The sequence below is a fragment of the Leucobacter sp. USCH14 genome, assembly GCF_037619215.1.
Lineage (GTDB): Bacteria > Actinomycetota > Actinomycetes > Actinomycetales > Microbacteriaceae > Leucobacter.
The window spans coordinates 32,069-56,184 of record NZ_JAQPZP010000011.1 but is presented as its reverse complement, the minus strand read 5'-3'; the positions used below and the strand labels follow the sequence as shown (position 1 = coordinate 56,184).

Sequence of the window (24,116 nt, the reverse complement as noted above, 5' to 3'; positions counted from 1 at the left end):
GCTCGAGAGACGAGGCCGCATGTCCATCTCCACCGCATCGTACTCCCGCGTTGCGCTCATCACGGGTGCCGGAAGCGACAGCGGGATCGGCTTCGCAGCTGCGCGTGCGCTCGGGGAGGCGGGGTACCGTTTGGGCATCGCAGCCACCTCCGCCCGCATCGAGGAGCGGGCGGCCGAGCTGCGCGACACGGGGTGCGAAGTGGTATCGGTCGTCGCGGATCTCACCGATTCCGCCGAGGCGGATCGCGCGGTCGGCGAGGTGCTCGCGGCGTACGGGCGGCTCGATGTGCTCGTGAACAACGCGGGCATGACCTCGGTGAGCGACCCGGAGCAACCGGCGGGCATCGGCGACATTTCGAACACGCAGTGGGACTCCGCCCTGCGGCGCAATCTCGACACGATGCTCTTCGTCACCCGCGCAGCGACTTCAGCCCTGATACGCAGTGGATCGGGGCGCATCGTCAATGTCGCCTCGCTCTCCGGGCCGGTCACCGCGTATCCGGGCGACATCGCCTATCACGCAGCGAAGGCGGGAGCGGTCGGACTCACGCGAGCAGCCGCGATGGATCTCGCTGCGCACGGGGTGACTGCCAACGCAGTGGCCCCCGGATGGATCGCGACGGGTTCGTCCACTCCGCACGAGATCCGCATGGGCGACGCGACTCCAGTCGGCCGGTCGGGGCGGCCCGAGGAGGTCGCGAGCGCGATCGCGTGGCTCGCGGGGAAGGATGCGTCGTACGTGACCGGTCAGGTCATCATCGTCGACGGCGGGAATTCGATCATGGAGGATCGGGGAGCGGCGATTCGCGAGTGACGGTGCCGGGCCTCGTTCTCGATCGATGCGCATGTGCTTATATGTGCGTATGACTGAAGACCTCGAAGCCGCAGCGGAGCTGTTCAAGGCGCTGTCGTCGGCGTCCCGCCTGCGTCTGCTGACGATCCTCGCGGAAGCCCCGTCGACGGTGGGCAGGCTCGCGGAGGCGAGCTCCCTCTCCCAGCCGCTGGTGTCGCAGCACCTGCGAACGCTGCGCGCGGCAGGCCTCGTCTCGGTGCACCGGGAGGGGCGCGAGGCGCGGTACGAGATCGCCGACCTGCACGTCGCTCACATCGTCGCCGACGCCGTGAAGCACGCGCTCGAGCCCAGTTAAGAACGGTTCTCATTTGGCTGCACGTATTGCAATTTGTTTATATGTGTGGTCGACTGGTGTTGTTCGCGCCGCGGGCGATTGAAGAAGACACGATGAGATGAGCCGAGAGGGGCACCATGAGCGCCACCGACAACCACGCCGAGCACACCGTCGCCGAGCACGAGCACGGCACCGATTGCGGTCACGAGATCGTGCAGCACGGGGATCACGTCGACTACGTGCACGACGGGCACAAGCACGCAGCGCACGACGATCACTACGACGAGCACTAGGAGCGGCGCTGTCGCGCCGATGACGCACTGAGGGCCAGCGGATTCCGCTGGCCCTCAGTGCGTGAACGCGCATGATTCTCCTGCTCGGCGGAATCACGCGCCGCTCCAGGAAACGTTCAGTAGTGCGCGGGCGGGTCGCTTCCGGGGAAGGAATCCTCGCCCCATTCGTCCGCCACAGCGTCGGCGTGCTCGTGCGACACCTTGTCCGAGCCGGGGTTCTCCGCGATATCGTCGTGCGTCTCGGCGTTCTCGGTGACGTCCTGCGCCTCTTCGTCCCCGGGCAGTTGATCGTCGCCCACGTGATCAGCCATCAGTGCTCCTTCCTGTTCACACCTCGCGACGATGGATCCGCCGCGCAGTACCTCCATCGTCCGAGCGTCCCGGCCGCCGCGCAAGCCCCTGGCATCGCGAGTGCTCGATGTGCCTAGCCTCGCCGCGTCAGATCCACCCCTGCTGCCAGGCATGCTCGGCGGCGTCGTGCCGGTTGCTCATCCCGAGCTTCGTCATCGCGGCGGACAGGTAGTTGCGCACGGTGCCCGGAGAGAGGAACAGGGCGTGCGCGATCTCGCGCACGTTCGAATGCTCGCGCGAAGCGCGGAGGACGTCGAGTTCGCGATCGGTCAGCGGGCACTGCTCCGCGGTGAGTGCGGCCGCCGCGATCTCCGGGTCCACGTAGCGCCTTCCGGCTGCGACGTCGCGGACGACCTGCGCGAGTTCGCCCGCCGGCGTTGATTTCGGGACGAATCCGGCGACCTTCGCGGCGAGCGCACGACGCAGCACGCCAGGGCGCGCATGTCTGGTCACGATGATGACGCGCGCGTCGGGAGCGCCGTCGGCGATGAGCTTCGCGGCCTCGATGCCATCGGTGCCCGGCATCTCGAGATCGAGCAGACAGACGTCGGGTTGCAACTCGATGGCGAGCGCCGCCGCTGCGGCGCCATCGTCCGCGCCGGTGACGACATCGATGTCGGGCTCCAGTTCGAGGAGGGCTTCGAGAGCGCTGCGGATGAGCTGCTCGTCGTCGGCGATCAGGAGCCGGATCGTGCCGGTCATCGGGCCTCTCCATCTGGAATCCACGCGCTCAGTTCGAAGCGGTCAGGGCCGAGAGCTGCGTCCCGTCCGGCGGAGAGCGTGCCGTCCACGGCTGCGAGGCGGTCGCGCAATCCCGCGAGGCCGGATCCCTCGTTCGCGTTCGCCGTGTCTCCCGCGCCGTCGTTCGTCACCGTGAGTGCGAATCCCTCGCGGGACCGCGCGAGCACGATGGTCGCCCGGGCCGCGGTGCTGTGCCGCAGAATGTTCGTCGTCGCCTCCCGCACGGCGAAGGCGAGCACCTGCCGGGATGCCGGGTCGGCTGGAATGGCAGTGATCTCGAGCGCGCATTCGGCGCCCGCGAGCGTCAGCACCTCGCGGGCGTTCTCGAGTTCGTCGGAGAGGTCGACGTGGCGGAGTCCCGCGACGAGCGAGCGCGTCTCCTCCATCGCGTGCTTCGCGGTCAGGCGTATTTCGGCGAGTTGCGCGGCCGTGCGCTCGGCGTCGGCGCCGAGGGTGCGCTCCGCGAGTTCCGCCTGCAGTGCGATGACCTGCAGGTGATGCCCCTGGATGTCGTGGAGGTCGGCGGCGAAACGCAGCCGCTCCTGGGTGACGGCGAGTGTGGCCGCGAGAGCGCGTGCCTCATCGAGCCGACGGATGATCCGCCACAACCACAGGCTTGTGAAGAGCATGAACGGGAGCAGGGCCCCGTAGACGAGTACGAGCCAATCGGGGATCTCGATGGAGCGCTGGAGGGTCGCCGACCCCCGCGCAAGGTGGGAGAGCACGGGGAGTGCGGTCAGAATCAGCGTCAGGCCGGTGACTCCCCATCGGCGCGCTCCGGGGAGCACCGCGGCGAACAGCACGCCTGAGAACCAGATCTGCGCCGCCCCGTAGATCGAGAGTTCGGGCGAGGCGAAGGCGAGCGCCCACGAAGCAACTGCGGGAACGAACAGTGCGATGCTCCAGCCGAGCGGGGGCGTCGCGGCCGACTCGTCATCGCGCAGGAACCAGCAGTAGCGAATCCTGACTGCTGCGGCGAGCAGACCCGTCAGCAGCAGTGCGAGTACGAGCGGGCTTCGGGTCCTCGAGAACACGGCCAGGAAGTCGAGCGCGATGATCGCGTCGATGACGACGAACAGGAACACGATCGAGCCGAGCGTGTAGTTCCACGTCGCGGTGACACCGGCCGCTGGGGCCCGGTGAGTGTCGGCAGCATTCATAGCGCTGACCAGCCTACGAGGACCGGGGCGGGTGCGGCGGCAATGGGCGGTTCGTGTGACAGATGTCATGTCCGAGACGTGCAGATGCGCACGCCGTGAGGTGACGCGCGCGCACTACTGCACCGAAACGTCGCGGGGAACGATTGAGGTACTGCGCAAGCCGGGGCGCGTCTCGCCCCGGTGCAGCATGAATTCCCCTCGACACGAAAGGTCTCCATGATCACCACTCTCCAGGACTTCGCCGCTTCCCTCCCCGAACTGCTGCAGTGGCTCGGAGTGCTGATCATCGCCGCGATTCCCTTCGTCGAGTCGTATTTCGGCTCGGCGATCGGGGTGATCGTCGGAATTCATCCGGTCGTGGCCATCGCGGCCGCGGTCGTCGGAAACGTGATCTCGATGCTGATCTTCGTGCTCACCGCGCACGGCGTCCGTGCGAGTGCGACGAAGGGGAAGGCGGCGAAGCCGCTGAGCCCTCGCCGCGAGAAGCTGAAGCAGCGCTTCGACCGCTATGGAGTGCCGGGCGTCAGCCTGCTGGGGCAGCTGTTCCTGCCGAGCCAGATCACGTCTGCGGCGATGGTGTCGTTCGGTGCGCCGAAGAACCAGGTGATCCTCTGGCAGGTGATCTCGATCATCATCTGGGGCGTCGTGTTCGGTGTGCTCGCGGCCCTCGGCGTGGCCGTCGTCAGCTGACCATCAGGGCCCCGCGGGGATTCGCGCGATGAGCGCGGCGGCGCGGAGGTCATCGCCCCGCTCTCGCTATCGGCTCAGGCAGATGGTCCCAGCAGCAGGGCGACGGCGCCCCAGCCGTTGACGATGATGTGCACGACGATGATGGCGATGAGGTTGCGGTAGCGCCACCACATGATGCCGACGAAGAGCCCGAAGGATCCCTGCGCAACGATGACGCGGGCGATATCGAGCACGACCTCGCCGCTGCCGTGCGAGCCGAGGTGCATGAGCGCGAAGAGCAGCGCGGTGAGCGCGATGCCCGGCCACGCGCCGAGCGCGGCCTCGAGCCTCGTCTGAAGCCACCGACGGTAGAACAGCTCCTCCCCGACGCCGGCGGTCAGGGCGGTCAGCAGGGCGGCGACCGCGAAGTAGACGGGATCGATGTCCATCGCGGGCAGCGCGGGGTTCCAGGGTGCGACTTGCGACAGCACCGTCCACACCACGATCACGAGTGCCGGCGCCCACCACCTCCACGGTCCCGATGCTCGGTCGATGCGCACGCCCTTGGTTACCGCCACGACGACCGCAGCCGCGACGGTGATCACCAGGAACTTCATCAGGAGGTACTCGGGGGAGCCGCCGAGGTCGAGGGCGAGGACGAGTGCGGGGAAGAGCGCGGCGATCGCCACGAGCGCCCAGATCGACGATGCGAGACGAGCGGGTGACGTGCCGATCGCCGGTTGCGGCGCCGCCCGTGCCGGGAGCACGAGCGTAAGCAGGATGCCCACGGCGGCGGGCAGCAGCGTCACCCACCATGGAATCGCAGGGGCTCCCGGATCCCGTGATACGGGAGCCCCGTTCGGAAAAGCGATGAGTACGGTCACGAGCGACATCGCCCCGAGCGCCCCGCACGCGAGAAGAATCGCCCTGCCGAGACGATGGTGAGTGCGCATGCGTCCATCGTGCCAGGCCGGAGTCGCCGACATGCGGAAACGACAGAACCCCGCCGCATCTGCGACGGGGTTCTGAACAACTGGTGCGCCCCAAGGGATTCGAACCCCTGACCTTCTGATCCGTAGTCAGATGCTCTATCCAGCTGAGCTAGGGGCGCCCGTTGGTTTCCCAACTCGAAAGAGACTACACGAGACGTCGAGAAAACGAAAATCGGGCCGCAGGTGCGCCGGGACGCCGCGCGTGTCGCAGGCTCGCGGTAGCCTGGTTCGCGTGTCACTGAGCCCAGAACTCGCCCGCGCGGAAGCACTGATCCGCGAGATCGCCAACTATCCGTCGCCGGGCGTCCTGTTCCGCGACATCACGCCGTTGCTCGGCGATGCTGCCGCGCTGCGCGCGACCGTCGATGCTCTGATCGAGCCGTTCATCGGATCCTTCGACGTCGTGGCAGGGCTCGAAGCGCGCGGGTTTCTGCTGGCGAGCGCCGCCGCGTACGCCAGCGGCACCGCGCTGATGCCGGTTCGCAAGGCCGGCAAGCTGCCGCGGCCGGCGGCGAGCGTCGGCTACGAACTCGAGTACGGCACCGCGGAGGTGGAAGCTCACGACGACTTCGCGCCCGGCACTCGCGTGCTGCTCATCGACGATGTGCTCGCGACGGGGGGCACGCTCGCCGCCGCCCACGAGCTCATCGAGCGGCTCGGGTACGTCGCCTCCGGCACGTCGGTCCTCTTCGAGATCGAGGGTCTCGGCGGGCGCGAGACCGTCGGGGACGCCGCCCTGCACACGGTCTTCCGCAGCTGACGCTCATGCCCATGAGTCGACGAAATCGCGCAGCGTGAGCAGCCACCCAGCATGAGCCGGGCACCGAAGCGCAGCAGCGGGAGACTCCCGTCGCCGGATTTCTTCGATCTTGCGGGGAGCGACCCCGAAGTTCTCAGGTCCGGTAGGATCCCCGATCCGCAGCCCGGGCACACGCCGCTGTTCCGCTGGCTCGCTCGCGTGCTGCAGCTCGTCGAGACGCGCTTGCGGGCGCGCGGCGACACCACCATGCGGAATGCGATCCGCTACTTCTGGGCGCTCGTGGCTCTCGTGGGAGTGTTCCTCCTGGTCGGGCCGGTCATCAATGAGCCCCTCGACTTCGATGACGTCATCGCGTCGGCGGAGATCGACGACGTCGACTGGATCGCGCGCGACGCAGAGATCGATTACGTCGTCGACCGGGAGGCGGGCGGTGGATTCGTCGCGACGGTGAGCGAGCGCTTCGACGCGGATTTCCGCAACGGGCCGGAAGCGAGCGTGGCGCGCACGATCCTGAGCGAGTATCACGGGCACGACGTGCGGTTCGAGCTCACCAGCGGCACGATCGACGGCGCTGAGGCCGAGATCGACGTGCGACGCGCTCCGACCACCACCGAGGTGCGACTGGCTCGCGTCGACGGGGAGCCCCTGTCGGGCACGCAGGAGATCGCACTCACATACGAACTGCACGACCTCGTCACGTCCGACGTCGACGACGCGACCGATCGGGCCGTCGACAGTTTCGACTGGCCGCTCTTCGCCCCGACATGGCCGCAGGCCACGAAGGGCATCGACGTGTCGCTGACCCTGGCTCCCGAGGTCGACGACGCGCTCGTGCGGTCGCCTCAGGCGTACGTGGGATGGCTGCTGATCAGCGGCACCGAATGGCTGAGCCCAGAAGGGGAGAGCGCGGATGGGGTGCGATACGCGTTCTCGAACGACGACGCGCTTCCGCCGAACGCCGATCTCTACGTGAGTGCGTCGTTCGAGCCGGGCACCTTCACGCAACCCGAGACCACCGCCCTCTTCTGGGTGCAGACCTACGGTCCGCTGCTGCCGATGGTGCTGCTCGGCGTGCTCACGCTCTTCGCCTTCGCGGCGAGGCGCGTGGTGTGGGCGGATAGCGCAGGAGAGCCCTGGTACCTTCCTCGCAGTGAACCGCCCGATCAGATGCCGCCCGCGCTCGCCGCTGAGCTCATGGGCAAGCGGCGACACGTCGAACTGATCGGTGCACTCGAGCACCCGCCACGACGGTCACCGGCTCGTCGAGAGGCCTGGTTGCGGCGCCTCGCGCGAGCCGCGCGTCGGGCGGGAACCGCGGGCAATACGCCCACGGTGCTGCGGAAGACTCGTTCGTGGGGAGCGAGCGATGCCGCCGTGCAGGCAGGCCTTCGCTGGGCGCCCGACAGCTATGTGCGCGACTTCTTCACGGTGGCGCCGATTGCGATCATGCTGCTGCAGTGGGGCCTACTGCGCCAGCTCTCGCACCAGGTGATTCTCGCGGTCGTCTGGTGGCCCGCCGTTTTCGTGCTCGTCTCGACGGCGCTGGCGATCCTCTCGAACATCGCAGTGTCGCGGCCTCGCCCGCTCACACGCGCCGGAGCGCTTGCGATGCAGCAGCTCAAGGGCATCGACGTGTGGGCGAGGGGCACGCGACTGCTCGACCGCGGGCCGCTCGACGATCCGCTCCTGCCGTACGCGCTGCTCTTCGAACGCCCCCGCCGCGCGGGCCGCAAGGTGATGGAGCACGCGGCCGTGGAGGCCGGCGACCGCGGCGTTTCGCGCGGATGGCGCACCGAGCACTTCGTGAGCGTGCCCGCGCTGCTCGCCCTGACTGCGGCAGCCGCCGTGCTCGCGGGATCGATCGTCACCGTGTCCACGCAACCCGCCCCGTACGGCACCGACACGGAGTACATCACCTGGTCGAACGACCTTCCGGGCTCGTTCTACAGCGAGGTCTCCGGCTTCGACATCGAAGCCGAGCTGCGGCGCGGCGCCGACGGAGCGGCGCAACTGGAGGTCGTCGAGCGGCTCGACGTGATCTTCGACGATTCGTCGTCGCACGTGCCGCAATTCGCGAAGGAGTGGCCGAACGAGCGCCTCGGTCAATCGCTCGGGTTCGAGCTCCAGTCGGTCACGATCGACGGGGATCCGGCACCGTACACGGAGCTGCCGCAGCAGGGCACGCGCAGTACGGCGATGCTCACGCAGTTCTCCGAGGTGCTCTCGGGCGAGCACGAGATTGCGATCGCCTATTCCCTGAACAGTGCTGCGGTCGATGCCCCGGGCATGCTCGATGCCGGGCAGCAGGTGCGCTGGGCGGCCTGGCTGTCGCACTGGGAGGACGAATACTACGCGGAGCCCGGCGACTACTTCGGTGCGAAGCTCCCCGTGCGCCCGCTTCGGGTGCAGCTCACGATCGCCCCCGACCTCGTCGACGAGCTGACCGACGCGGGCTGGATCGACTCCGACCCGGACCGGCCGAAGATCCCGCTCGAACGGGGCAACGTGACCAAACCCTGGGTCGGCGAGCATAGCTTCTACACGGACGAGGCCGAGCTGGAGGATCGCACGCACTACGAACTGCGCATCGGCTCTGAGCGAGAGCGCGCCGACGGGGCGCTCGTCGTCGAGATCGACGCCGATCGCGTCGAGTCGCGAACTGCCGAGGACTATTCGACGGGCGCACCGGCAGGGGAGTGGTCGATCGATCCCGACATCAACGACTCGCTCGGCCAGTACGCGCTCGATCTGAACGGTGATCTCGGAGCGCTGCTGAACTTCTCGCCGGGCACATTCGCCGATGTCGAAGCGGAAGCCTTCGAGCAGTACGACCGCGCGGTCAACCTGCCCTTCGTCGTGCTCTTCGTTCTGCTGGGCGCGGTGGTCGCCGCGTCGGTGGGCGTCATCGCGTTCGTCGCTCGGGGGCGGCGATCGGCGAGCGCCAGCCTGCGTCTCACATCCTGGGTGTCGGTTCCCGTGCTGGCACTGGCGCAGTGCGTGCTGTTCTGCTGGGTCGTGCTGCCGATGCCCGGCGGGGACGTCAGGGGCGGAGGCGCCATCGCGCTCGGCGCGGTGATGCTGACCGCGGTGATCGCGCAGGCCGTGATAGTCGCGCGGCGAACGCGGCCGAGTCGGGCGAAGAGAGCAGAATAGAGGGCATGACCCACATCGACGCCACGACCGCGTTCTTCGCCGCCAGGGATCAGCTGCTCGCGCTCGCGGGAGAGCCGCAGCGCCAGCGCACCGAATTCGAGTGGCCCGACGTCGGGCCCGACTTCAACTGGGCGCACGACATCTTCGATGCGATCGCCGACGGCAACGATACGACGGCTCTGTGGATCGTCGAGGAGGACGGAAGCGAGCTCAAGCGGTCGTTCGCGCAGCTCAAGCAGCGCTCGGATCAGGTCGCGAACTGGTTCCGCAGCATCGGCGCGAAGCGCGGCGACGTCGCAATGCTCATGCTCGGCAATCGCGTGGAGCTGTGGGAGATCATGCTCGCCGCGATGAAGCTCGGCGTCGTGCTGCTGCCGACATCGGTGGTGCTCGGGCCGCACGAGCTCGTCGACCGCGTCGAGCGCGGCACGGTGCGGTGGGTGTTCGCCTCCGCCGAGGATGCGATGAAGTTCGGCGACGTGCCCGGCGACTACCGCGGCATCGGCGTCGGATTCGACGCGGCGCCGGCCGACCAGCGCGCCCGACTCTACGACTGGACGCGGTACGAGGAATCCTCGGCGGCGTCGCTCGCGCCGATCGCGAAGACGACGACGAGCGCTGATCCAGCGCTTCTGTACTTCACCTCGGGCACCACCAGCCTGCCGAAGATCGTGGTGCACTCGCACACGAGCTATCCGCTCGGACACCTCACGACGCTCTCCTGGCTCGGCGTGCGCCCCGGCGACACCCATCTCGTCATCAGCGCGCCGGGCTGGGCCAAGCACGCCTGGTCGAGCTTCTTCGGGCCGTGGCACGTCGGCGCGACCATCTTCGTCGCGAACTACGCTCGTTTCGACGCCGAGTTCCTGGTCTCCGAGCTCGACCGCGCGGGTGTCAACACGTTCTGCGCGCCGCCCACGGTCTGGCGCATGCTGATCCAGAGCAAGCTGACCCGCAAGCCGCGCGCACTGCGCGAGATCGTGTCAGCAGGTGAGCCGCTCAACCCGGAGGTCATCGCGCGCATCCGCGAGTGGTGGGGTCTCGAGATCCGCGACGGCTACGGTCAGACCGAGACGACGGCGCTCATCGGCAACCTGCCCGGCGAACCGATCGTGCCGGGAGCGATGGGCCGGGCGCTCCCGGGAGTCGCAGCCGTGCTCATCGATCCGACGACCGGCGAGGAGGCCGACGAGGGCGAGATCTGCCTGCGGCTCGAGCCCGAGCGCCCGGTCAATCTGATGCCGGGGTACTACGGGGACCCGGCGGCAACCGATCGCGCCACCCGGAACGCGCTCTTCCACACCGGCGACGTCGCGCACCGTGACGAGAACGGCGTGCTCACGTTCGTCGGGCGCACCGACGACATCTTCAAGTCGAGCGATTTCAAGGTGTCGCCCTTCGAAGTCGAGAGCGCGTTGATCGAGCACGCGTTCGTCGCCGAGGCCGCCGTCGTGGGCGCCCCCGACGACACCCGGCTCAACGTGACGAAGGCGTACGTCTCGCTCGCCGCCGGCGTCGAGGCGAACGAGACGACCGCCCGCGAGGTGCTCGCACACGCGCGCGGTGCGCTGCCCCCGTACATGCGGGTGCGTCGGGTCGAGTTCTTCGATCTGCCCAAGACGACCTCGGGCAAGATTCGCCGCATCGAACTGCGCCAGCGCGAAGAAGCGGCCCACGCGTCGGACGAGCGCATCGCGAGCGAATGGCGCGAGGAGGATTTCCCCGGCCTGAAGGGCTGATCCGCCGTCATGCGGCGTCACGCAATTGCAGTCCGGGCGATCCTGCCGGATAGTTTCGAGGTATGACGCAGATCGAAACCACAACCGCAGGGAGCCTGCCCCGCACGCAGGCGCTCATCGAGGCGAACGCCGCGCGCACCTTCGCCGACGACGGGCTGACGCTGCAGTCGACCCCCGAGTTCGACGCGCTCGTCGCCGAGGCCGTGCGCGACGTCGTCGCACGTCAGCGAGAACTCGGCATCACGCAGCCGGGCGACGGCGAATTCGGCAAGGCGATGTCGAACGCGGTCGACTACGGCGCGTGGTGGACGTACTCGTTCCAGCGCACCTCGGGGCTGACGGTCACCGAGCGCAACATCTTCACGCAGGAGCCCGTGCGTTCGACGCCCGGCAACATCCAGCTCACCTCGTTCCCGGATCGGCGCGACTGGGTGCGCTTCTCGGAGGCGTACCAGGACGGGATCAGCACGGGCAAGAACGCGACGCCGTTCCCCACCACGACCGATGCGATCACGTACACGGGCCAGGAGCTCGTCGCGACGGACACCCGCAACCTGAAGGCCGCGCTGCAGCCCGGCGAGCAGGGATTCATCACGGCGATCGCCCCGGGGTCGGCCGCGCGCATCCAGAACGACTTCTACGCCTCCGAGCAGGAGCACATCGACGCGTGGGTCGAGGCGCTGCGCGAGGAGTACCGCGCCATCACCGACGCCGGGCTCATCGTCCAGCTCGACGATCCGTCGCTCGCGGAGAACTGGGACCAGATCAACCCCGAGCCCTCGGTCGAGGATTACCTCGCCTTCACGCAGATCCGCATCGACGCGATCAACGAGGCGATCAAGGGTCTGCCGAAGGAGCAGGTCCGTCTGCACCTCTGCTGGGGGTCGTGGCACGGCCCGCACACCACGGACATCGAGCTGAAGCACATCCTGAAGACCGTGCTCGGCGCGAACGTGGGTCAGATCTCCTTCGAGGCGGCGAACGCCCGTCACGAGCACGAGTGGGCGGTGTGGGAGGAGAACAAGAGCATCATCCCCGACGACCTGATCCTCGTTCCGGGCGTGGTCGGCCACTCGACGAACCTCGTCGAGCACCCCGACCTCGTCGCTCAGCGCATCCAGCGCTTCACGAACGTCGTCGGTGCGGATCGCGTCATCGCTGCGACCGACTGCGGCCTCGGCGGGCGCGTGCACCCGCAGATCGCTTGGGCGAAGCTCGAGGCGCTCGGCGAGGGCGCGCGCCGCGCCGCGAAGCTGGTCTGAGCGGGGTCGCGCGGCTACCCCCACTCCGACTCGGACTCCTACTCGGACGCGGCCCGTGCGTTCGGCAAGCGATCCGCGTTCTGCAAGGTGTTTCCCGGGGTGGGGAGCTTGCGGAATGCGGATCGCTTGCGCGACGCGTCGGCGATCCGGCTCGTCCGGATCAGCCGCCGAACAGCCGCGCCCAGAAGCCCCGCTTCTTCCAGCCGAGCTGCTGCAGGGTCTGCTCGACGGGGCGGCGCATCTCCTCGCTGTCGAAGCGCCACCCGAACGTGTGGCCCACCTCCCCGTGGTCGCGGGCGATCGGAGCCGCGCTGCTGTCGAAGCTGCTGGAGCGGATGCGGCCGCTGAACTTCGTGTACGAGAAGCTGCCGCCGCCCGCGCCGGCCTGCACGTTCATCTGCGTCGAGTGATCGGTCATCGTGTACGTGCCGTCGGGCGACAGCACCACGTCCAGGGCGAAGGTGCGGTCCACGGCGCCCGCCGCGAGTACTCCCGCCCACTGGGCGTCGGCGTAATTCCACACTCCGGTGACTCCGGTCGACGTGGGCGCGAATGCGAAGGGCACCTGCGGGGAGTTCAGGGCCAGGATGGCGGCGATGGCGTCGTCGGGGGCGGCGAATGACATAGGGTTCCGATGCAGTGCGGTGGGGGGATGGGCGGATCAGATCAGCGCGTACGTGCGGGTCAGGCGGTCGCGCCACCAGTCCACGCGATCCGGCGCCGCTCGATAGCGGTCGAGCAGCGAGGGGTCGAGTGCGGGCCGCCGCACGGGGATCGACCCGCGCTCGGGCACGAGCGGTGAACGTGCGACGTCGCCGTCGAGCAGCGCGACCGTGCCGAGCCCGCACGCACCCGCGAGCAAGTCGTCGGGGAGTGCGGCCGCGAGCTGCAGCCCCATCGCGATGCCCGCAGAGGTGTCGAGCGCGCTGGAGACGACGACCGGCAGCCCCGCGCCCTCGACGATCGAGAGCGCCCTGCGCACGCCGCCGAGCGGTTGCGCTTTGACGATGAGCACGTCGGCTGCGCCGGCTCGGGCGACGGCGAGCGGATCCTCGGCTTTTCGCACGCTCTCGTCGGCCGCGATCCGCACGTCGATGCCTCGCTCGCCGATGCGCTCGCGCACCGCGACGAGGTCGCTGACGCTCGCGCTCGGCTGCTCCGCGTAATCGAGGCCGAAGCCGGCGAGCTGCGTCAGGGCCGTCACCGCCTCGTCCACGTTCCAGCCGCCGTTCGCGTCGACGCGCACGAGACCTTCGGGGCCGAGCGCGTCGCGCACTGCGTTCACTCGCGCGATGTCATCCGCGAGGCTCTGCCCGCGCTCGGCGACCTTGACCTTCGCGGTCGCGCAGCCCGGGAACCGGGCGAGGATCGCCTCCACCTCGTCGGCGCGCACCGCCGGAACCGTCGCGTTCACCTCGATGCGCTCGCGCCGAGCGTCCGGCTGCGGGGCCCACCCGAAGTCGAGCGCCGCCGCAAGCCACGGCGCGGCCTCGGCGTCGTCGTACTCGATGAACGGGGAGAACTCGCTCGCACCCTGGGGCGCGTCGAACACCACGGCCTCGCGCATCGTGATCCCGCGGAAGCGGGTTCGCGTCGGGATCGCGACGACGTGAGCGGCAGCGATCACCTCGTCGAGCGGCGGGAGCGCGGCAGAGGGCATGCTTCGATCCTGCCACGCCGAGTCGGGTGCGGCGTCAGCGATCTAGGCTAGGGGCATGACGCAGCAGGTATCCGAGCTCTTCGACCCCGCCGAGTGGGAGATCGCCCCCGGGGCCGACCGATACTCCGACATCACCTCGCACCTCAGCCTCGACGGGCGCATCGCCCGAGTGGCGTTCGATCGCCCCGAAGTGCGCAACGCGTTCCGCCCCCGGACCGTGGACGAGCTCGCCGACGCTCTGGAGCGCGCGCGGGTGAACCCGAGGGTCGGCGTCGTGCTGCTCACCGGCAACGGGCCGAGCCCCAAAGACGGCGGGTGGGCGTTCTGCTCCGGCGGTGATCAGCGCATTCGCGGACGCGACGGCTACAAGTACTCCGAGGATGAGGCGGCCGTGGGTCCGGAGGCGGCCGCCCGCGCCGGACGACTGCACATCCTCGAAGTGCAGCGGCTGATCCGATTCATGCCGAAAGTGGTCATCGCCCTCGTGCCCGGGTGGGCGGCGGGCGGAGGGCACTCGCTCAACGTCGTCTGCGACCTGACCATTGCGAGTCGCGAGCACGCGAAGTTCAAGCAGACGGACGCCGACGTCGGATCGTTCGACGCCGGGTACGGCAGCGCGTACTTCGCGAAGCAGGTCGGCCAGAAGTTCGCGCGCGAGATCTTCTTCCTCGCCGAGGAGTACTCCGCGGAGCGCGCGCGTGAGATCGGCGCCGTGAACGAGGTCGTGCCGCACGAGGAGCTGGAGCGGACGGGCATCGCGTGGGCGCGGACGATTCTCGGCAAGTCGCCGACCGCGATCCGGATGCTCAAATACGCGATGAACGCCGTCGACGACGGGATCGTCGGCCAGCAGCTCTTCGCGGGGGAGACGACGCGCCTTGCATACGGCACCGACGAAGCGGTCGAGGGCCGCGACTCGTTCCTCGAGAAGCGCGAACCCGACTGGAGCCCGTTCCCGTACCACTACTGAGCGGGGCCGGCGCGCAGCGGGGTCACTTTCGGAGTGTGTTGCAGCGCCTCACCCCGCCGACACACTCCGAAAGTGACCCCGCTCGCACACAGAGGGTGTGGGAGGGAGTGAGAGGGCGCGGGGGCCGCGGGCCGGCGCGGGCACGGAGCGCACTGGGGCCGCAGCAGCCGCACCGCGACGCGGAGTACCCTGGTCGGGTGACTTCGCCCCACCGACTCCGCGCGATCCCGACCGAAGACCGCGCCTGGTTGACTGCCGGCCTCGCCGACGCGCTGAACGGCGGCGCGCCGATCGTCCCGGTCGCGCCCGGCACGGACCCCGACGAGATCGCGGCGCTGCAGCAGCAGGAGCTGCCGGAGGGCACCGCGGTCGTCGTGCGCACCTCGGGGTCGAGCGGCACTCCGAAGGCGGTCGCCCTCTCGGCGGATGCCCTGCGCGCGAGTGCCGAGGCGACGGCCGAGCGGTTCGGGGGCCACGGACAGTGGCTGGTCTCGCTGCCGACGCACCTGATCTCGGGCCTGCAGATGCTGGTGCGCAGCGAACTCGCCGGCACCCAGCCCGTCTTCTTCGACGGAGGCTTCGATCCGGCGGTGTTTCTCGAGCAGGCCGAATCGCTTGACGCCGACCGGCGCTACGTGTCGCTGGTGCCGGTGCAGTTCGCGCGGCTGGTCGATCACGTCGAGCAGGATCGCGCAGCCGCCGATGTGCTGCGCCGGTTCGACGCGGTGCTGGTCGGCGGCCAGACGATGAGCCTGTCGCTGCGCAGCCGCGCGCACGTGCTCGGCGTCGGGTTGAAGCGCAGCTACGGCATGACGGAGACCGCGGGCGGCTGCGTCTACGACGGTGTCGAGATCGGTGATACGCGCGTGCGCATTCGCGCGGGCGAGGTGCAGCTCGCAGGCTCGTCGCTCGCCCTGGGCTACGTGGGCGACGCCGAGCTCGCCGATCGTGTATTCGTCACCGAGGAGGGCCGCGACGGAATTCCGGTCCGTTGGTATCGCACCGGCGATTCGGGTGAGCTGCTCGGCGGCATGCTGACGGTGACCGGGCGCCTCGACCGCGTCATCATCTCGGGCGGCGTCAACGTCTCGCTCGACGAGGTCGAGCGCGTCGTGCGCGAGCAGACGGGGTGGGAGAACGCGGTGGCACTCGGCGCCCCGCACCCCGAATGGGGCGAACGGGTCTCGCTCGTGGTCGACATGCAACGCGACGGGGCGGGCGAACGTCTCACCTTCGAGCGGGTGCGGGAGGCGCTGCGCGCATCGCTCGGCCCCGCGGCGATGCCCGAGTGGGTGACTGAGATGGAAGAGATTCCACGCCTGCCCGGCGGAAAGCCCGACCTTGCTGCGATCGGGGCCTGGATGGGCCGGCTGCGATCGAGTTTCGACGAGGTGCGGCGCAGCGCGCCCGTCGCGAATACGAGCGGCGCGAGCGCGCGACGAGAGAAGGATTAAGACGTGAACCAGGCGAGAGACCGACGACGCTCGGGCAATCCGGCGGCTCGGGCGGCCGCTGAGCGGCAGGCTGCAGCGGGCGCCCCGCCGCGCATCACCTGGCGCAACTGGGTCGGCGGCGCGCGCTTGCGCACGCTCCCCCTCGCCGTCGCGCCCGTTGCGGCGGGAAGCGGGATCGCGCACATGGTGCAGAGCTTCTCGCTCACGCTCAGTCTGCTCGCGCTCGCGGTTGCCGTGTTCCTGCAGATCGGCGTGAACTACGCGAACGACTACTCGGATGGGATCCGAGGCACCGACGAGTTCCGGGTCGGCCCCGCGAGGCTCACCGGCTCGGGGCTCGTCGCCCCGAAGCGTGTGCTCGCACTCGCGCTCGCCTTCTTCGCGCTCGCCGCGGTCGCGGGGATCATCGCGGTCGTGATCAGCGAACGCTGGTGGTTCCTCGCTCTCGGCGCGGTCGCGATCGTCGCCGCGTGGTTCTACACGGGCGGCAAGCGACCCTACGGATACGCGGGACTGGGCGAGGTCGTCGTCTTCGTGTTCTTCGGCATCGTCGCAACGGTCGGCACGGTGTGGCTGCAGACCGACATCGAGGTGCAGGAGCCGTGGATCGCCGGTGCCGGGGTGGGGCTCTTCGCCGTGGCGGTGCTCGTGGTGAACAACCTCCGCGATATCCCCACCGACCGCCTCGCGGGCAAGCGCACGCTCGCGGTGCGCATCGGAGATCGCGCGTCTCGCATCCTCTACGTCGTGTGCGTGCTGCTCCCGTTCGCAGTGCCCGCGCTCTACGCAGTGGCGCAGCCGGGCATGATCCTCGTCTGGTTCGTGCTCCTCATCGCGATCCCGGCCTCGATCATCACCCTCACCGCGAAGACGCCGCGCGAGCTCATCCTCGTGCTGCAGCTCACGAGCCTCGCCGCGCTCGCGTACGGCGTGCTGCTCGGGATCGCGTTCGCGTTCTGACGCCGGGCGATCCGGCGCAGGATCGCCTGGTGTGCGACGCGGTTCTTGTGCGCGGGCGCGCGGCCTGGCTAGGCTGAACAGCGGAACCCTGACCCCGGAGAGGAGCGCACCATGGCGATCATCGGCAAGCCACTGGCACTTCGGCTCTCCGGCCTTCCGAAGCCGGGGCACTAGCTCGCCGCAGCGTCCATTCCCGGGACGCCCTGCTCAGCTCCCCCTCAGTCTTTCCCCTCGCGTCTCGCGCCGCCCTCTGCAGAGCTGCGGCCCGGCGCCTCTGCACGTCAGGCATCATGAATCACCTCGCCGAACCTCAGCTCCCCTCGCGCCACCCCGTGCGCACCTCGACTCCCCGCGCCCTCGCGCGGTTGCTCCCCTTCGCGCGCCCGGCGCTCCCGAGACTGATCACCGGATTGTTCCTCGGCCTCGGCGCAGCCGTCGCGAGTCTCATCATCCCTCTGGTGCTGGAGTGGGCCGTCGACGGCCCCATCGCATCCGGCGACCGCACTCGCATCCTGTGGGCGACGCTCGGCGTGCTGCTGCTCGGCGTGCTCGAAGCACTGCTCGTGTTCTCGCGGCGGCGCATGGTGCTCGCGCCGTCGGCTGCGATCGAGTACGCGGTGCGGCAGTCGTTCTTCGAGCGACTGCAGCGACTGCCGGTCGCCTTCCACGATCGGTGGCAGTCGGGCCAACTGCTCAGCCGGATGATGCAGGACATCAGCTCGATCCGCCGCTGGCTGGCGTTCGGTCTGATCCTGCTGATCGTCAACGTGCTCACCATCGTCATCGGCATGGGGCTGCTCTTCAGGTGGCACTGGGCTCTCGGCGTCGCGTTCATCGTGTGCTCGCTCCCGATCTGGGTCGTGGGGTACCGCTTCGAGCAGCGGTACGGCGTGCTGTCGCGGCGCAGCCAGGATCAGACGGGCGACCTCGCGACCGCCGTGGAGGAGAGCGTGCACGGCATCCGGGTGCTCAAGGCCTTCGGTCGCGGCGGTCACGCGCTCTCGCAGTTCACCCGCAGCGCCGAGACGCTGCGCGAGACCGAGATGCGCAAGGCGCGGGAGGTCGGCGGGCTCTGGTTCTGGTACGAGCTCGTGCCGATCCTCGCAATGGGGGCGTGCTTCATCACGGGCGTCTGGCTCGCCGCGCACGATCTGCTCTCGACGGGAGAGCTCGTCGCGTTCTTCGCGATGGCGGCGGCGCTGCGCTGGCCGATGGGGTCGCTGGGCTTCCTCTTCTCCTTCTTGATCGACACGCGGACCGCGACGGACCGGGTCTTCGAGGTGTTCGATGCGGAGCAGACGGTGCGCGAGCCGGAGCATCCGAAGACGATCGAGCACGCGCGTGGAGCGCTCGAATTCCGTGACGTGCACTTCCGCTACCCCGACGCCGGCGCCCACGAGATCGACCTCATCGACGGCCTCGATCTCGCCCTGCAACCGGGGGAGACGCTCGCTCTCGTGGGCGCCACGGGCAGCGGCAAGACGACGTTCACGACGCTGCCGACGCGACTCTACGATGTGACCGGCGGAGCGATCGCACTCGATGGTGTCGACGTGCGCGATCTCGCGCTCGGCGATCTCAGGCGTCGGATCGGCGTGGCCTTCGAGGAGCCCATTCTGTTCTCGGCATCGGTGCGCGAGAACGTGCTGCTCGGCCGCGAGGATCTGCTCCTCGGCAGCGACGAGGCCGAGCGCGTGCTGCACGATGCGCTCTCGGTCGCTCAGGCCGGCTTCGTCTTCGATCTGCCACAGGGCGTCGACACCGAGGTCGGCGAGGAGGGGTTCAGCCTCTCCGGCGGTCAGCGCCAGCGGCTCGCGCTCGCTCGCGTGGTGGCGGCGGAGCCCGACGTGCTGGTGCTCGACGATCCGCTCTCGGCGCTCGACGTCGACACCGAGGCGCTCGTGGAGGCGGCGCTGCGTCGCGTGCTCGCGGGTACCACGGCACTCATCGTCGCGCACCGACCATCCACCGTCGCGCTCGCCGATCGAGTCGCCGTGCTGCGCGACGGGCGCATCGCCGCGATCGGTACCCATTCCGACCTCCTGCGCACGAGCGCGCACTACCGGCATCTGATTGCAGGAATCGAGCGGAATGCGTTCACGGCTGCGGCGGGCGACGACCCGAGCAGTGCTGCGATTCACGAGGAGGGAGGACGATGAGCCCGGAGAGCGTGCGCGGCACGAGCGGCGAGGACCGCAGCACCTACACGCGTGAGGAGAGCCGGGCGATTCGTCGGCGGTCGTTGCGACTGCTCGGTTCGATCCTGCGCCCGCTGAGGCGTCTCATCGCGCTGACCGCGGTGGTCGTCATCGTGTCCTCCGCGATGCGCGCGATCGGCCCCTCGCTGATCGCATACGGCATCGACGTCGCGCTCCCGGCCGCGCTGAACCGGGGAGACTGGCTCCCGGCGGCCGGTGTCACCGCCGCATTCGTACTGACCGGCGCCATCGGTTCGCTGCTGGTCGGCTGGTACGTGGTGCTCATCGCCCGACTCACGCAGGCGGTGATGATCGAGCTCCGCATCCGAATATTCCGTCACACGCAGCGACTCAGCCTCGAATTCCACGAGGGGTATACGTCGGGGCGCATCATCTCCCGGCAGACCAGCGACCTGGAGTCGATTCAGGAGCTGCTCGACGGCAGTCTCAACGAGCTCGTCGACGCGGTGCTCATCGGCGCGTTCACCACCATCATGCTGTTCCTGCTCGACTGGAAGAGCGGCCTCATCCTGCTGTTCATGGGGATCCCTCTCGCGATCCTGATGCGCTGGTTCGTCGTGGAATCGCAGAAGGGGTTCCGCTCGACCCGGGTCGTGAGCGCTCGTCTCATCGTGCAGTTCGTGGAGACGATGACGGGCATTCGAGCGGTGCAGGCGTTTCGCCGAGAGCGCCGAGGCGACGCCGACTTCGGGGCCGTGTCAGATGGCTATCGGAGCGCGAACCTGCGTGTGCTGCGGCTCTTCGGCGTGCTCGATCCGGGGCTGATCCTGCTCGCGAACCTCACCGTGGCCGCGGTGCTGCTCTGGGGTGCGCTGCGCGTGAGCGCGGGCGAACTCGCGATCGGCGTGCTCATCGCCGCGGTGCTCTACGTGCGCAACTTCTTCGGCCCGCTCGAGGACGTCGCCATGTTCCTCAACTCGTATCAGTCGGCGACTGCAGCGCTCGAGAAGGTATCCGGCGTGCTCGAGGAGGAGCCGACGGTGCAGGATCCCGTCGCCCCCGTCCGTCTCGAGCGCCCGCGCGGGGCACTCGACTTCGAGCACGTCAGCTTCGCGTACGGAACAGCCGGCGCCGCGGCACGCACGGTGATCGACGACTGCGACCTCGACGTGCCCGCGGGCCAGACCGTCGCGCTCGTCGGCACGACCGGTGCCGGGAAGTCCACGCTCGCGAAGCTGCTCGCGAGGTTCTACGACCCGACGGAGGGCACGGTGCGCCTCGATGGAGTCGACCTGCGCGAGCTCTACTCCGCGGATCTGCGGCGGGCGATCGTCATGGTGACGCAGGAGGCCTACCTCTTCAGCGGCACCGTCGCCGAGAACATCGCGCTCGGCAGGCCCGACGCCACGGCGGCGGAGATCCGGGCGGCGGCCCGCGCGGTCGGAGCCGAGACATTCATCGATTCGCTTCCCGACGGGTTCGAGACCGACGTCAACAAGCGCGGCGGCCGGGTCTCGGCGGGGCAGCGCCAGCTGATCTCGTTCGCGCGAGCCTTCCTGGCCGACCCGACCGTGCTCATTCTGGATGAGGCGACGGCGTCACTCGATCTGCCGAGTGAGCGCCTGGTGCAGCATGCGCTGCAGCGGCTGCTCGCCGACCGCACCGCGATCATCATCGCGCACCGGCTGTCGACGGTCGCGATCGCGGATCGCGTGCTGGTCATGGAGCACGGGCGAGTGGTCGAGGACGGCTCGCCGGCGGAGCTGGTCGCGCTCGGCGGCCGGTACGCCCAGCTCTACAGCAGTTGGGAGTCGACCCAGGTGTGAGGACGCTCGCCGCGCGTCGCGCGCAGGGCGGGCGAGGTGCGGAACCTCAGGAATCGTTCCTGCGCTGCTCCGCAGCGGGTGTCGCGCCGGATTCAGCACGGCTCGCGGGAGCGGGGCTCGGCGCATCGGCAGCGGACGCGCCGCCGTTCGACGCGCCCGCGTCGACGGCCTCGTCCTCGACGATGTCGTCGGCGGTGCGGTCGCGATTGCGCCACTCGTAGATGCTCTCCGAGGCCGTCGAGCGGGATCGTGCGAGGAAGATGACGGAGAGCGCCACCCCGATCAGAGCGGCGAAGACGGCCGCCACCCACGGGGTCAGGCCGATCGCGTAGAGCACCGCGAACGGCACTGCGAAGAACAGCAGGCGCAGTACGATGTACACGATCCAGGCGGTGCGGGGGTTGCTCACCCGCTCGAGTGTACCGGCGGCACCTGAGCCGGGGCTCCGCGCAAGCTTTCGCGAGCCCGTACGAGTACGATTAAGGGTATGGTGCGGTTCGTGATAATCGGGGTCGTCATCGCTGTGGCACTGACGCTGTACGCGCTGGTCGACGCTGCGATGACTGACGGATCGCGTGCGCGCGGGGTGAACAAGCCGGTGTGGATCGTCATCATCGCCGTGCTTCCGGTGATCGGGGCGCTGCTGTGGTTCTTCATCGGCAAGGGATCGGCGCGAGCGCAGACAGCCCGTCGTCCGGCTCCCGACGATGACCCGCGGTTCTCCGGAACGCGACTCTCGAGCTCGGACCTCGATGCGCACATGCGCGACCTCGAGGATCGGCTGCGCGAGCTCGACGATGAGACGTTCCCGGGCGAGGAACGCACGAGCCGAAGCGATGCTGCCGGCGGGCGAGCGAAGTCGACCGATCCGCAGGATACGAGGAGCCCCGGGGCCCCCGGCGACGCAGACCCGGGTGCCGATGCTGCGAATGCTGCGAACGATGATACGGATGCGGCGGCGCCCGGCGCGGAGGAGCCCGGAACGCGGTCCGACGACGACGCCAAGTCGTGAGCACGGCCCAGCCCGCAGCGGCTTCGGTCTTCGCAGTCGAGTTGCTCGCCGAACTGGTGCGGCGAGGCGTGCGCGACGCCGTGGTCTGCCCGGGGTCGAGGTCCCAGGCACTCGCTCTGGCGGCTGCGGCGGCGGGGGAGGCGGGTGCGCTGCGGCTCCACGTGAAGCTCGACGAGCGGTCGGCCGGGTTCTTCGCCCTCGGCGTTGCACGTGAAACGGGGATGCCTGCGCCGGTGATCGTGACGAGCGGCACCGCCGTCGCGAACCTCATGCCGGCGGCGCTCGAGGCGCATGAGGGTCGCGTGCCGCTGCTGCTCCTCACTGCGGATCGACCGGAGGAGCTTCGCGGCATCCGCAGCAACCAGGCGACGCACCAGGCGGGCATGCTCTCGCGGTTCGCCCGGTGGGCGGTCGACGTGCCGGCACCGGAATTCGCGGACGGTGATCTCGTGCGCGATGCGCAGCGCGATCCTGCGTCTCTTGCCGCTCGCGGCCTGGCTGCCTCGCTCGGTGCGCCCGGAAGTGCGCCTGCCGGGCCGGTGCAGCTGAACCTCTCGTTCAGAGATCCGCTCTCGGGCACCGCGGGTTTCGAGCGCATGATCGCGGCGGGATTCGAAGCGGCCGCCGGTGAAGCCGCTGAGCGGTCGATGCTCTCCGATGCCTCGGATACGGAAGAGGCCGTGAGTGACGCGGACTGCTACGTGCACGACGATGACAGCCTCGCGGTCGTCATCGCGGGCGCGGGCGCGGGCGCTGAGGCGGAGGACTTCGCGAGAGCAGCGGGATTGCCGCTGCTGGCGGAGGTGGTGAGCGGTTCGCGATTCGGCCGGGAAGCGATCGTCGGGTACGCCACGCTGATCGACGACCCGCAGATCGGCGGGCTCACCGAGCGCGCGATCGTATTCGGCCACCCGACGCTCACCCGGCAGATTCCTCAGTTGCTGCGCCGCGATGACGTCGAGGTGATCGTCGTCGACCCGCACCACGCCTCCGGCGCCGAGTACGTGGACCCGAGCCGAGACGCACGAGTCGTATCCGCAGCGCGCGTCGCCCCGAACCACGATGCTCGTGCGCTGCGCCGGTGGCTCGGCGCCTGGGTCGTCGCCGACCGCGCGCTGCAGCGCGAGCGCACGACCGTGCACGAACCCGACCTCGAGGCCGCGACGGCCGCGGGATACAAGGAGCGCAACGCGTACGCCCGCTCCGAGGTGGCCACGATGCGTGAACCGATCTCGCGAGAGATGCTCGTCGAGAGCGTGTGGCGCGGCACGTGGCCGCATGATCGTCTCGTCATCGCGGCGTCGCGGCTCGTCCGCGTGCTCGACGCCCTCGCACCCGCTCGCCGGTTGAGCGTGCACGCCAATCGCGGCCTCGCGGGCATCGACGGCACGGTGGCGACCGCGCTCGGCATCGCGACGACGAGCCAGGATGCCGATGATCCGGCACGAGCCGCCGGCACGACCCGCGTGCTCATCGGGGATCTGGCACTGCTGCACGACGCCGGATCGCTGCTGCTGCTCGAGGGCGAGCGCCGCCCGCGCGTGCAACTCTTCGTGGCGAATGATCGCGGGGGCACGATCTTCGACGGCCTGGAGGTCGCCGGGACGGCGGACCCCGACGCGTTCGCGCGCGTCATGCGGACGCCGCAGAGCGCCGACGTCGCCGCGCTCGCGACGGCCTATCAGTGGGAGTACCGCCGCATCGAGACGCGCAGCGAGCTCGAGCGCCTGCTCACCGAACCGGTGACCGGCCCGACCCTCGTCGAGATTCCGCTGACGCACTGACCGGGTCGTGCGCGGGCGCCGCACCCCCGTACAGTGGGAGACCA

Annotated in this window: 22 protein-coding genes and 1 tRNA gene; 15 read left to right on the top strand and 8 right to left on the bottom strand. The window is 69.3% G+C overall.

Annotated elements, in window-relative coordinates; translation table 11 throughout:
* The first annotated feature begins 19 nt into the window (after window positions 1-19).
* The 3 genes from PQI23_RS11325 (at window position 20) to PQI23_RS11315 (ending at window position 1,420) form a co-directional block, all read left to right on the top strand.
* Window positions 20-814, top strand: a complete 795-nt coding sequence (locus tag PQI23_RS11325; protein ID WP_339974585.1) for an SDR family NAD(P)-dependent oxidoreductase — start codon at window positions 20-22, stop codon at window positions 812-814.
* 49 nt (window positions 815-863) lie between these two features.
* A complete protein-coding gene (locus PQI23_RS11320) occupies window positions 864-1,148 on the top strand; it encodes an ArsR/SmtB family transcription factor (protein WP_339974584.1) in 285 nt (94 codons plus the stop codon).
* A 116-nt stretch (window positions 1,149-1,264) separates the two neighbouring features.
* Window positions 1,265-1,420, top strand: a complete 156-nt coding sequence (locus PQI23_RS11315) for a zinc transporter permease (RefSeq protein WP_339974583.1) — start codon at window positions 1,265-1,267, stop codon at window positions 1,418-1,420.
* A gap of 116 nt (window positions 1,421-1,536) precedes the next feature.
* On the opposite strand, the gene PQI23_RS11310 is transcribed toward PQI23_RS11315, so the two are convergent.
* From PQI23_RS11310 to PQI23_RS11300, 3 genes are all read right to left on the bottom strand, one after another.
* Complete coding sequence (locus PQI23_RS11310) at window positions 1,537-1,731, bottom strand: hypothetical protein (protein ID WP_339974582.1); 195 nt, start codon at window positions 1,729-1,731, stop codon at window positions 1,537-1,539.
* Window positions 1,732-1,858: 127 nt separating this feature from the next.
* Window positions 1,859-2,473: a response regulator transcription factor gene (locus PQI23_RS11305; RefSeq protein ID WP_339974581.1), complete on the bottom strand. Its 615-nt coding sequence runs from the start codon at window positions 2,471-2,473 to the stop codon at window positions 1,859-1,861.
* Window positions 2,470-3,672, bottom strand: a complete 1,203-nt coding sequence (locus PQI23_RS11300) for a sensor histidine kinase (RefSeq protein ID WP_339974580.1) — start codon at window positions 3,670-3,672, stop codon at window positions 2,470-2,472. Before PQI23_RS11300 ends, PQI23_RS11305 begins: the two co-directional genes overlap by 4 nt.
* Window positions 3,673-3,888: 216 nt before the next feature.
* Between PQI23_RS11300 and PQI23_RS11295 the strand changes: the two genes are divergently transcribed.
* Complete coding sequence (locus PQI23_RS11295; RefSeq protein ID WP_339974578.1) at window positions 3,889-4,362, top strand: small multi-drug export protein; 474 nt, start codon at window positions 3,889-3,891, stop codon at window positions 4,360-4,362.
* A 74-nt stretch (window positions 4,363-4,436) separates the two neighbouring features.
* Here PQI23_RS11295 and PQI23_RS11290 read toward each other — a convergent pair whose 3' ends face one another.
* Together PQI23_RS11290 and PQI23_RS11285 are read right to left on the bottom strand one after the other, a co-directional pair.
* Window positions 4,437-5,294 (bottom strand): CPBP family intramembrane glutamic endopeptidase, encoded by an 858-nt coding sequence (locus PQI23_RS11290; RefSeq protein ID WP_339974576.1) that lies wholly within the window; start codon window positions 5,292-5,294, stop codon window positions 4,437-4,439.
* Between the two features lie 81 nt (window positions 5,295-5,375).
* A tRNA-Arg gene (locus tag PQI23_RS11285) sits at window positions 5,376-5,452 on the bottom strand.
* A gap of 113 nt (window positions 5,453-5,565) precedes the next feature.
* Between PQI23_RS11285 and PQI23_RS11280 the strand changes: the two genes are divergently transcribed.
* From PQI23_RS11280 to PQI23_RS11265, 4 genes are all read left to right on the top strand, one after another.
* Window positions 5,566-6,093 carry an adenine phosphoribosyltransferase gene (locus PQI23_RS11280; RefSeq protein WP_339974574.1) on the top strand — a complete coding sequence of 176 codons (528 nt, stop codon included), beginning with the start codon at window positions 5,566-5,568 and terminating at the stop codon, window positions 6,091-6,093.
* Between the two features lie 51 nt (window positions 6,094-6,144).
* On the top strand, window positions 6,145-9,246 hold the full coding sequence (locus tag PQI23_RS11275) for a hypothetical protein (protein WP_339974572.1): 3,102 nt from the start codon (window positions 6,145-6,147) through the stop codon (window positions 9,244-9,246).
* Between the two features lie 5 nt (window positions 9,247-9,251).
* Complete coding sequence (locus PQI23_RS11270; RefSeq protein ID WP_339974570.1) at window positions 9,252-10,985, top strand: AMP-binding protein; 1,734 nt, start codon at window positions 9,252-9,254, stop codon at window positions 10,983-10,985.
* A 62-nt stretch (window positions 10,986-11,047) separates the two neighbouring features.
* Window positions 11,048-12,247 carry a cobalamin-independent methionine synthase II family protein gene (locus tag PQI23_RS11265; RefSeq protein WP_339974568.1) on the top strand — a complete coding sequence of 400 codons (1,200 nt, stop codon included), beginning with the start codon at window positions 11,048-11,050 and terminating at the stop codon, window positions 12,245-12,247.
* Between the two features lie 160 nt (window positions 12,248-12,407).
* Here the strand turns inward: PQI23_RS11265 and PQI23_RS11260 are convergent, their stop codons facing one another.
* Window positions 12,408-12,872: a hypothetical protein gene (locus tag PQI23_RS11260; RefSeq protein ID WP_339974566.1), complete on the bottom strand. Its 465-nt coding sequence runs from the start codon at window positions 12,870-12,872 to the stop codon at window positions 12,408-12,410.
* Between the two features lie 36 nt (window positions 12,873-12,908).
* Window positions 12,909-13,907, bottom strand: a complete 999-nt coding sequence (locus tag PQI23_RS11255) for an o-succinylbenzoate synthase (RefSeq protein WP_339974564.1) — start codon at window positions 13,905-13,907, stop codon at window positions 12,909-12,911.
* Between the two features lie 55 nt (window positions 13,908-13,962).
* Between PQI23_RS11255 and PQI23_RS11250 the strand changes: the two genes are divergently transcribed.
* The 5 genes from PQI23_RS11250 to PQI23_RS11230 all read left to right on the top strand — a co-directional run bounded on the left by PQI23_RS11250 (window position 13,963) and on the right by PQI23_RS11230 (window position 21,276).
* Entirely contained in the window at window positions 13,963-14,877 is a 915-nt protein-coding gene (locus PQI23_RS11250; protein ID WP_339974562.1) for a 1,4-dihydroxy-2-naphthoyl-CoA synthase, read from the top strand.
* Window positions 14,878-15,074: 197 nt separating this feature from the next.
* Window positions 15,075-16,331, top strand: coding sequence for an AMP-binding protein (locus tag PQI23_RS11245; protein WP_339974560.1), 1,257 nt, complete (start codon window positions 15,075-15,077; stop codon window positions 16,329-16,331).
* Between the two features lie 3 nt (window positions 16,332-16,334).
* On the top strand, window positions 16,335-17,291 hold the full coding sequence (locus PQI23_RS11240; RefSeq protein WP_339974558.1) for a 1,4-dihydroxy-2-naphthoate polyprenyltransferase: 957 nt from the start codon (window positions 16,335-16,337) through the stop codon (window positions 17,289-17,291).
* 290 nt (window positions 17,292-17,581) lie between these two features.
* Entirely contained in the window at window positions 17,582-19,450 is a 1,869-nt protein-coding gene (locus tag PQI23_RS11235) for an ABC transporter ATP-binding protein (RefSeq protein ID WP_339974556.1), read from the top strand.
* The gene (locus PQI23_RS11230; protein WP_339974554.1) at window positions 19,447-21,276 is read left to right on the top strand and encodes an ABC transporter ATP-binding protein; all 1,830 of its coding nucleotides are present in this window, start codon (window positions 19,447-19,449) and stop codon (window positions 21,274-21,276) included. The genes PQI23_RS11235 and PQI23_RS11230 overlap by 4 nt, the downstream gene beginning before the upstream one ends.
* Window positions 21,277-21,322: 46 nt before the next feature.
* Here PQI23_RS11230 and PQI23_RS11225 read toward each other — a convergent pair whose 3' ends face one another.
* On the bottom strand, window positions 21,323-21,685 hold the full coding sequence (locus tag PQI23_RS11225) for a DUF4229 domain-containing protein (RefSeq protein ID WP_339974553.1): 363 nt from the start codon (window positions 21,683-21,685) through the stop codon (window positions 21,323-21,325).
* A 90-nt stretch (window positions 21,686-21,775) separates the two neighbouring features.
* Here PQI23_RS11225 and PQI23_RS11220 point away from each other — a divergent pair, with 90 nt between their 5' ends.
* Both PQI23_RS11220 and menD read left to right on the top strand, forming a co-directional pair.
* Window positions 21,776-22,288 (top strand): PLD nuclease N-terminal domain-containing protein, encoded by a 513-nt coding sequence (locus PQI23_RS11220; RefSeq protein WP_339974551.1) that lies wholly within the window; start codon window positions 21,776-21,778, stop codon window positions 22,286-22,288.
* Window positions 22,285-24,072 (top strand): 2-succinyl-5-enolpyruvyl-6-hydroxy-3-cyclohexene-1-carboxylic-acid synthase, encoded by a 1,788-nt coding sequence (gene menD, locus PQI23_RS11215; protein ID WP_339974549.1) that lies wholly within the window; start codon window positions 22,285-22,287, stop codon window positions 24,070-24,072. Before PQI23_RS11220 ends, menD begins: the two co-directional genes overlap by 4 nt.
* Window positions 24,073-24,116 lie beyond the last annotated feature (44 nt).

What these genes read in the sequence shown, in the direction of transcription:
- PQI23_RS11325 (WP_339974585.1), top strand. Translation starts at nt 20, where the DNA reads ATGTCCATCTCCACCGCATCGTACTCCCGCGTTGCGCTCATCACGGGT.
- PQI23_RS11320 (WP_339974584.1), top strand. Translation starts at nt 864, where the DNA reads ATGACTGAAGACCTCGAAGCCGCAGCGGAGCTGTTCAAGGCGCTGTCG.
- PQI23_RS11315 (WP_339974583.1), top strand. Translation starts at nt 1,265, where the DNA reads ATGAGCGCCACCGACAACCACGCCGAGCACACCGTCGCCGAGCACGAG.
- PQI23_RS11310 (WP_339974582.1), bottom strand. Translation starts at nt 1,731, where the DNA reads ATGGCTGATCACGTGGGCGACGATCAACTGCCCGGGGACGAAGAGGCG.
- PQI23_RS11305 (WP_339974581.1), bottom strand. Translation starts at nt 2,473, where the DNA reads ATGACCGGCACGATCCGGCTCCTGATCGCCGACGACGAGCAGCTCATC.
- PQI23_RS11300 (WP_339974580.1), bottom strand. Translation starts at nt 3,672, where the DNA reads ATGAATGCTGCCGACACTCACCGGGCCCCAGCGGCCGGTGTCACCGCG.
- PQI23_RS11295 (WP_339974578.1), top strand. Translation starts at nt 3,889, where the DNA reads ATGATCACCACTCTCCAGGACTTCGCCGCTTCCCTCCCCGAACTGCTG.
- PQI23_RS11290 (WP_339974576.1), bottom strand. Translation starts at nt 5,294, where the DNA reads ATGCGCACTCACCATCGTCTCGGCAGGGCGATTCTTCTCGCGTGCGGG.
- PQI23_RS11275 (WP_339974572.1), top strand. Translation starts at nt 6,145, where the DNA reads ATGAGCCGGGCACCGAAGCGCAGCAGCGGGAGACTCCCGTCGCCGGAT.
- PQI23_RS11270 (WP_339974570.1), top strand. Translation starts at nt 9,252, where the DNA reads ATGACCCACATCGACGCCACGACCGCGTTCTTCGCCGCCAGGGATCAG.
- PQI23_RS11265 (WP_339974568.1), top strand. Translation starts at nt 11,048, where the DNA reads ATGACGCAGATCGAAACCACAACCGCAGGGAGCCTGCCCCGCACGCAG.
- PQI23_RS11260 (WP_339974566.1), bottom strand. Translation starts at nt 12,872, where the DNA reads ATGTCATTCGCCGCCCCCGACGACGCCATCGCCGCCATCCTGGCCCTG.
- PQI23_RS11255 (WP_339974564.1), bottom strand. Translation starts at nt 13,907, where the DNA reads ATGCCCTCTGCCGCGCTCCCGCCGCTCGACGAGGTGATCGCTGCCGCT.
- PQI23_RS11250 (WP_339974562.1), top strand. Translation starts at nt 13,963, where the DNA reads ATGACGCAGCAGGTATCCGAGCTCTTCGACCCCGCCGAGTGGGAGATC.
- PQI23_RS11235 (WP_339974556.1), top strand. Translation starts at nt 17,582, where the DNA reads ATGAATCACCTCGCCGAACCTCAGCTCCCCTCGCGCCACCCCGTGCGC.
- PQI23_RS11230 (WP_339974554.1), top strand. Translation starts at nt 19,447, where the DNA reads ATGAGCCCGGAGAGCGTGCGCGGCACGAGCGGCGAGGACCGCAGCACC.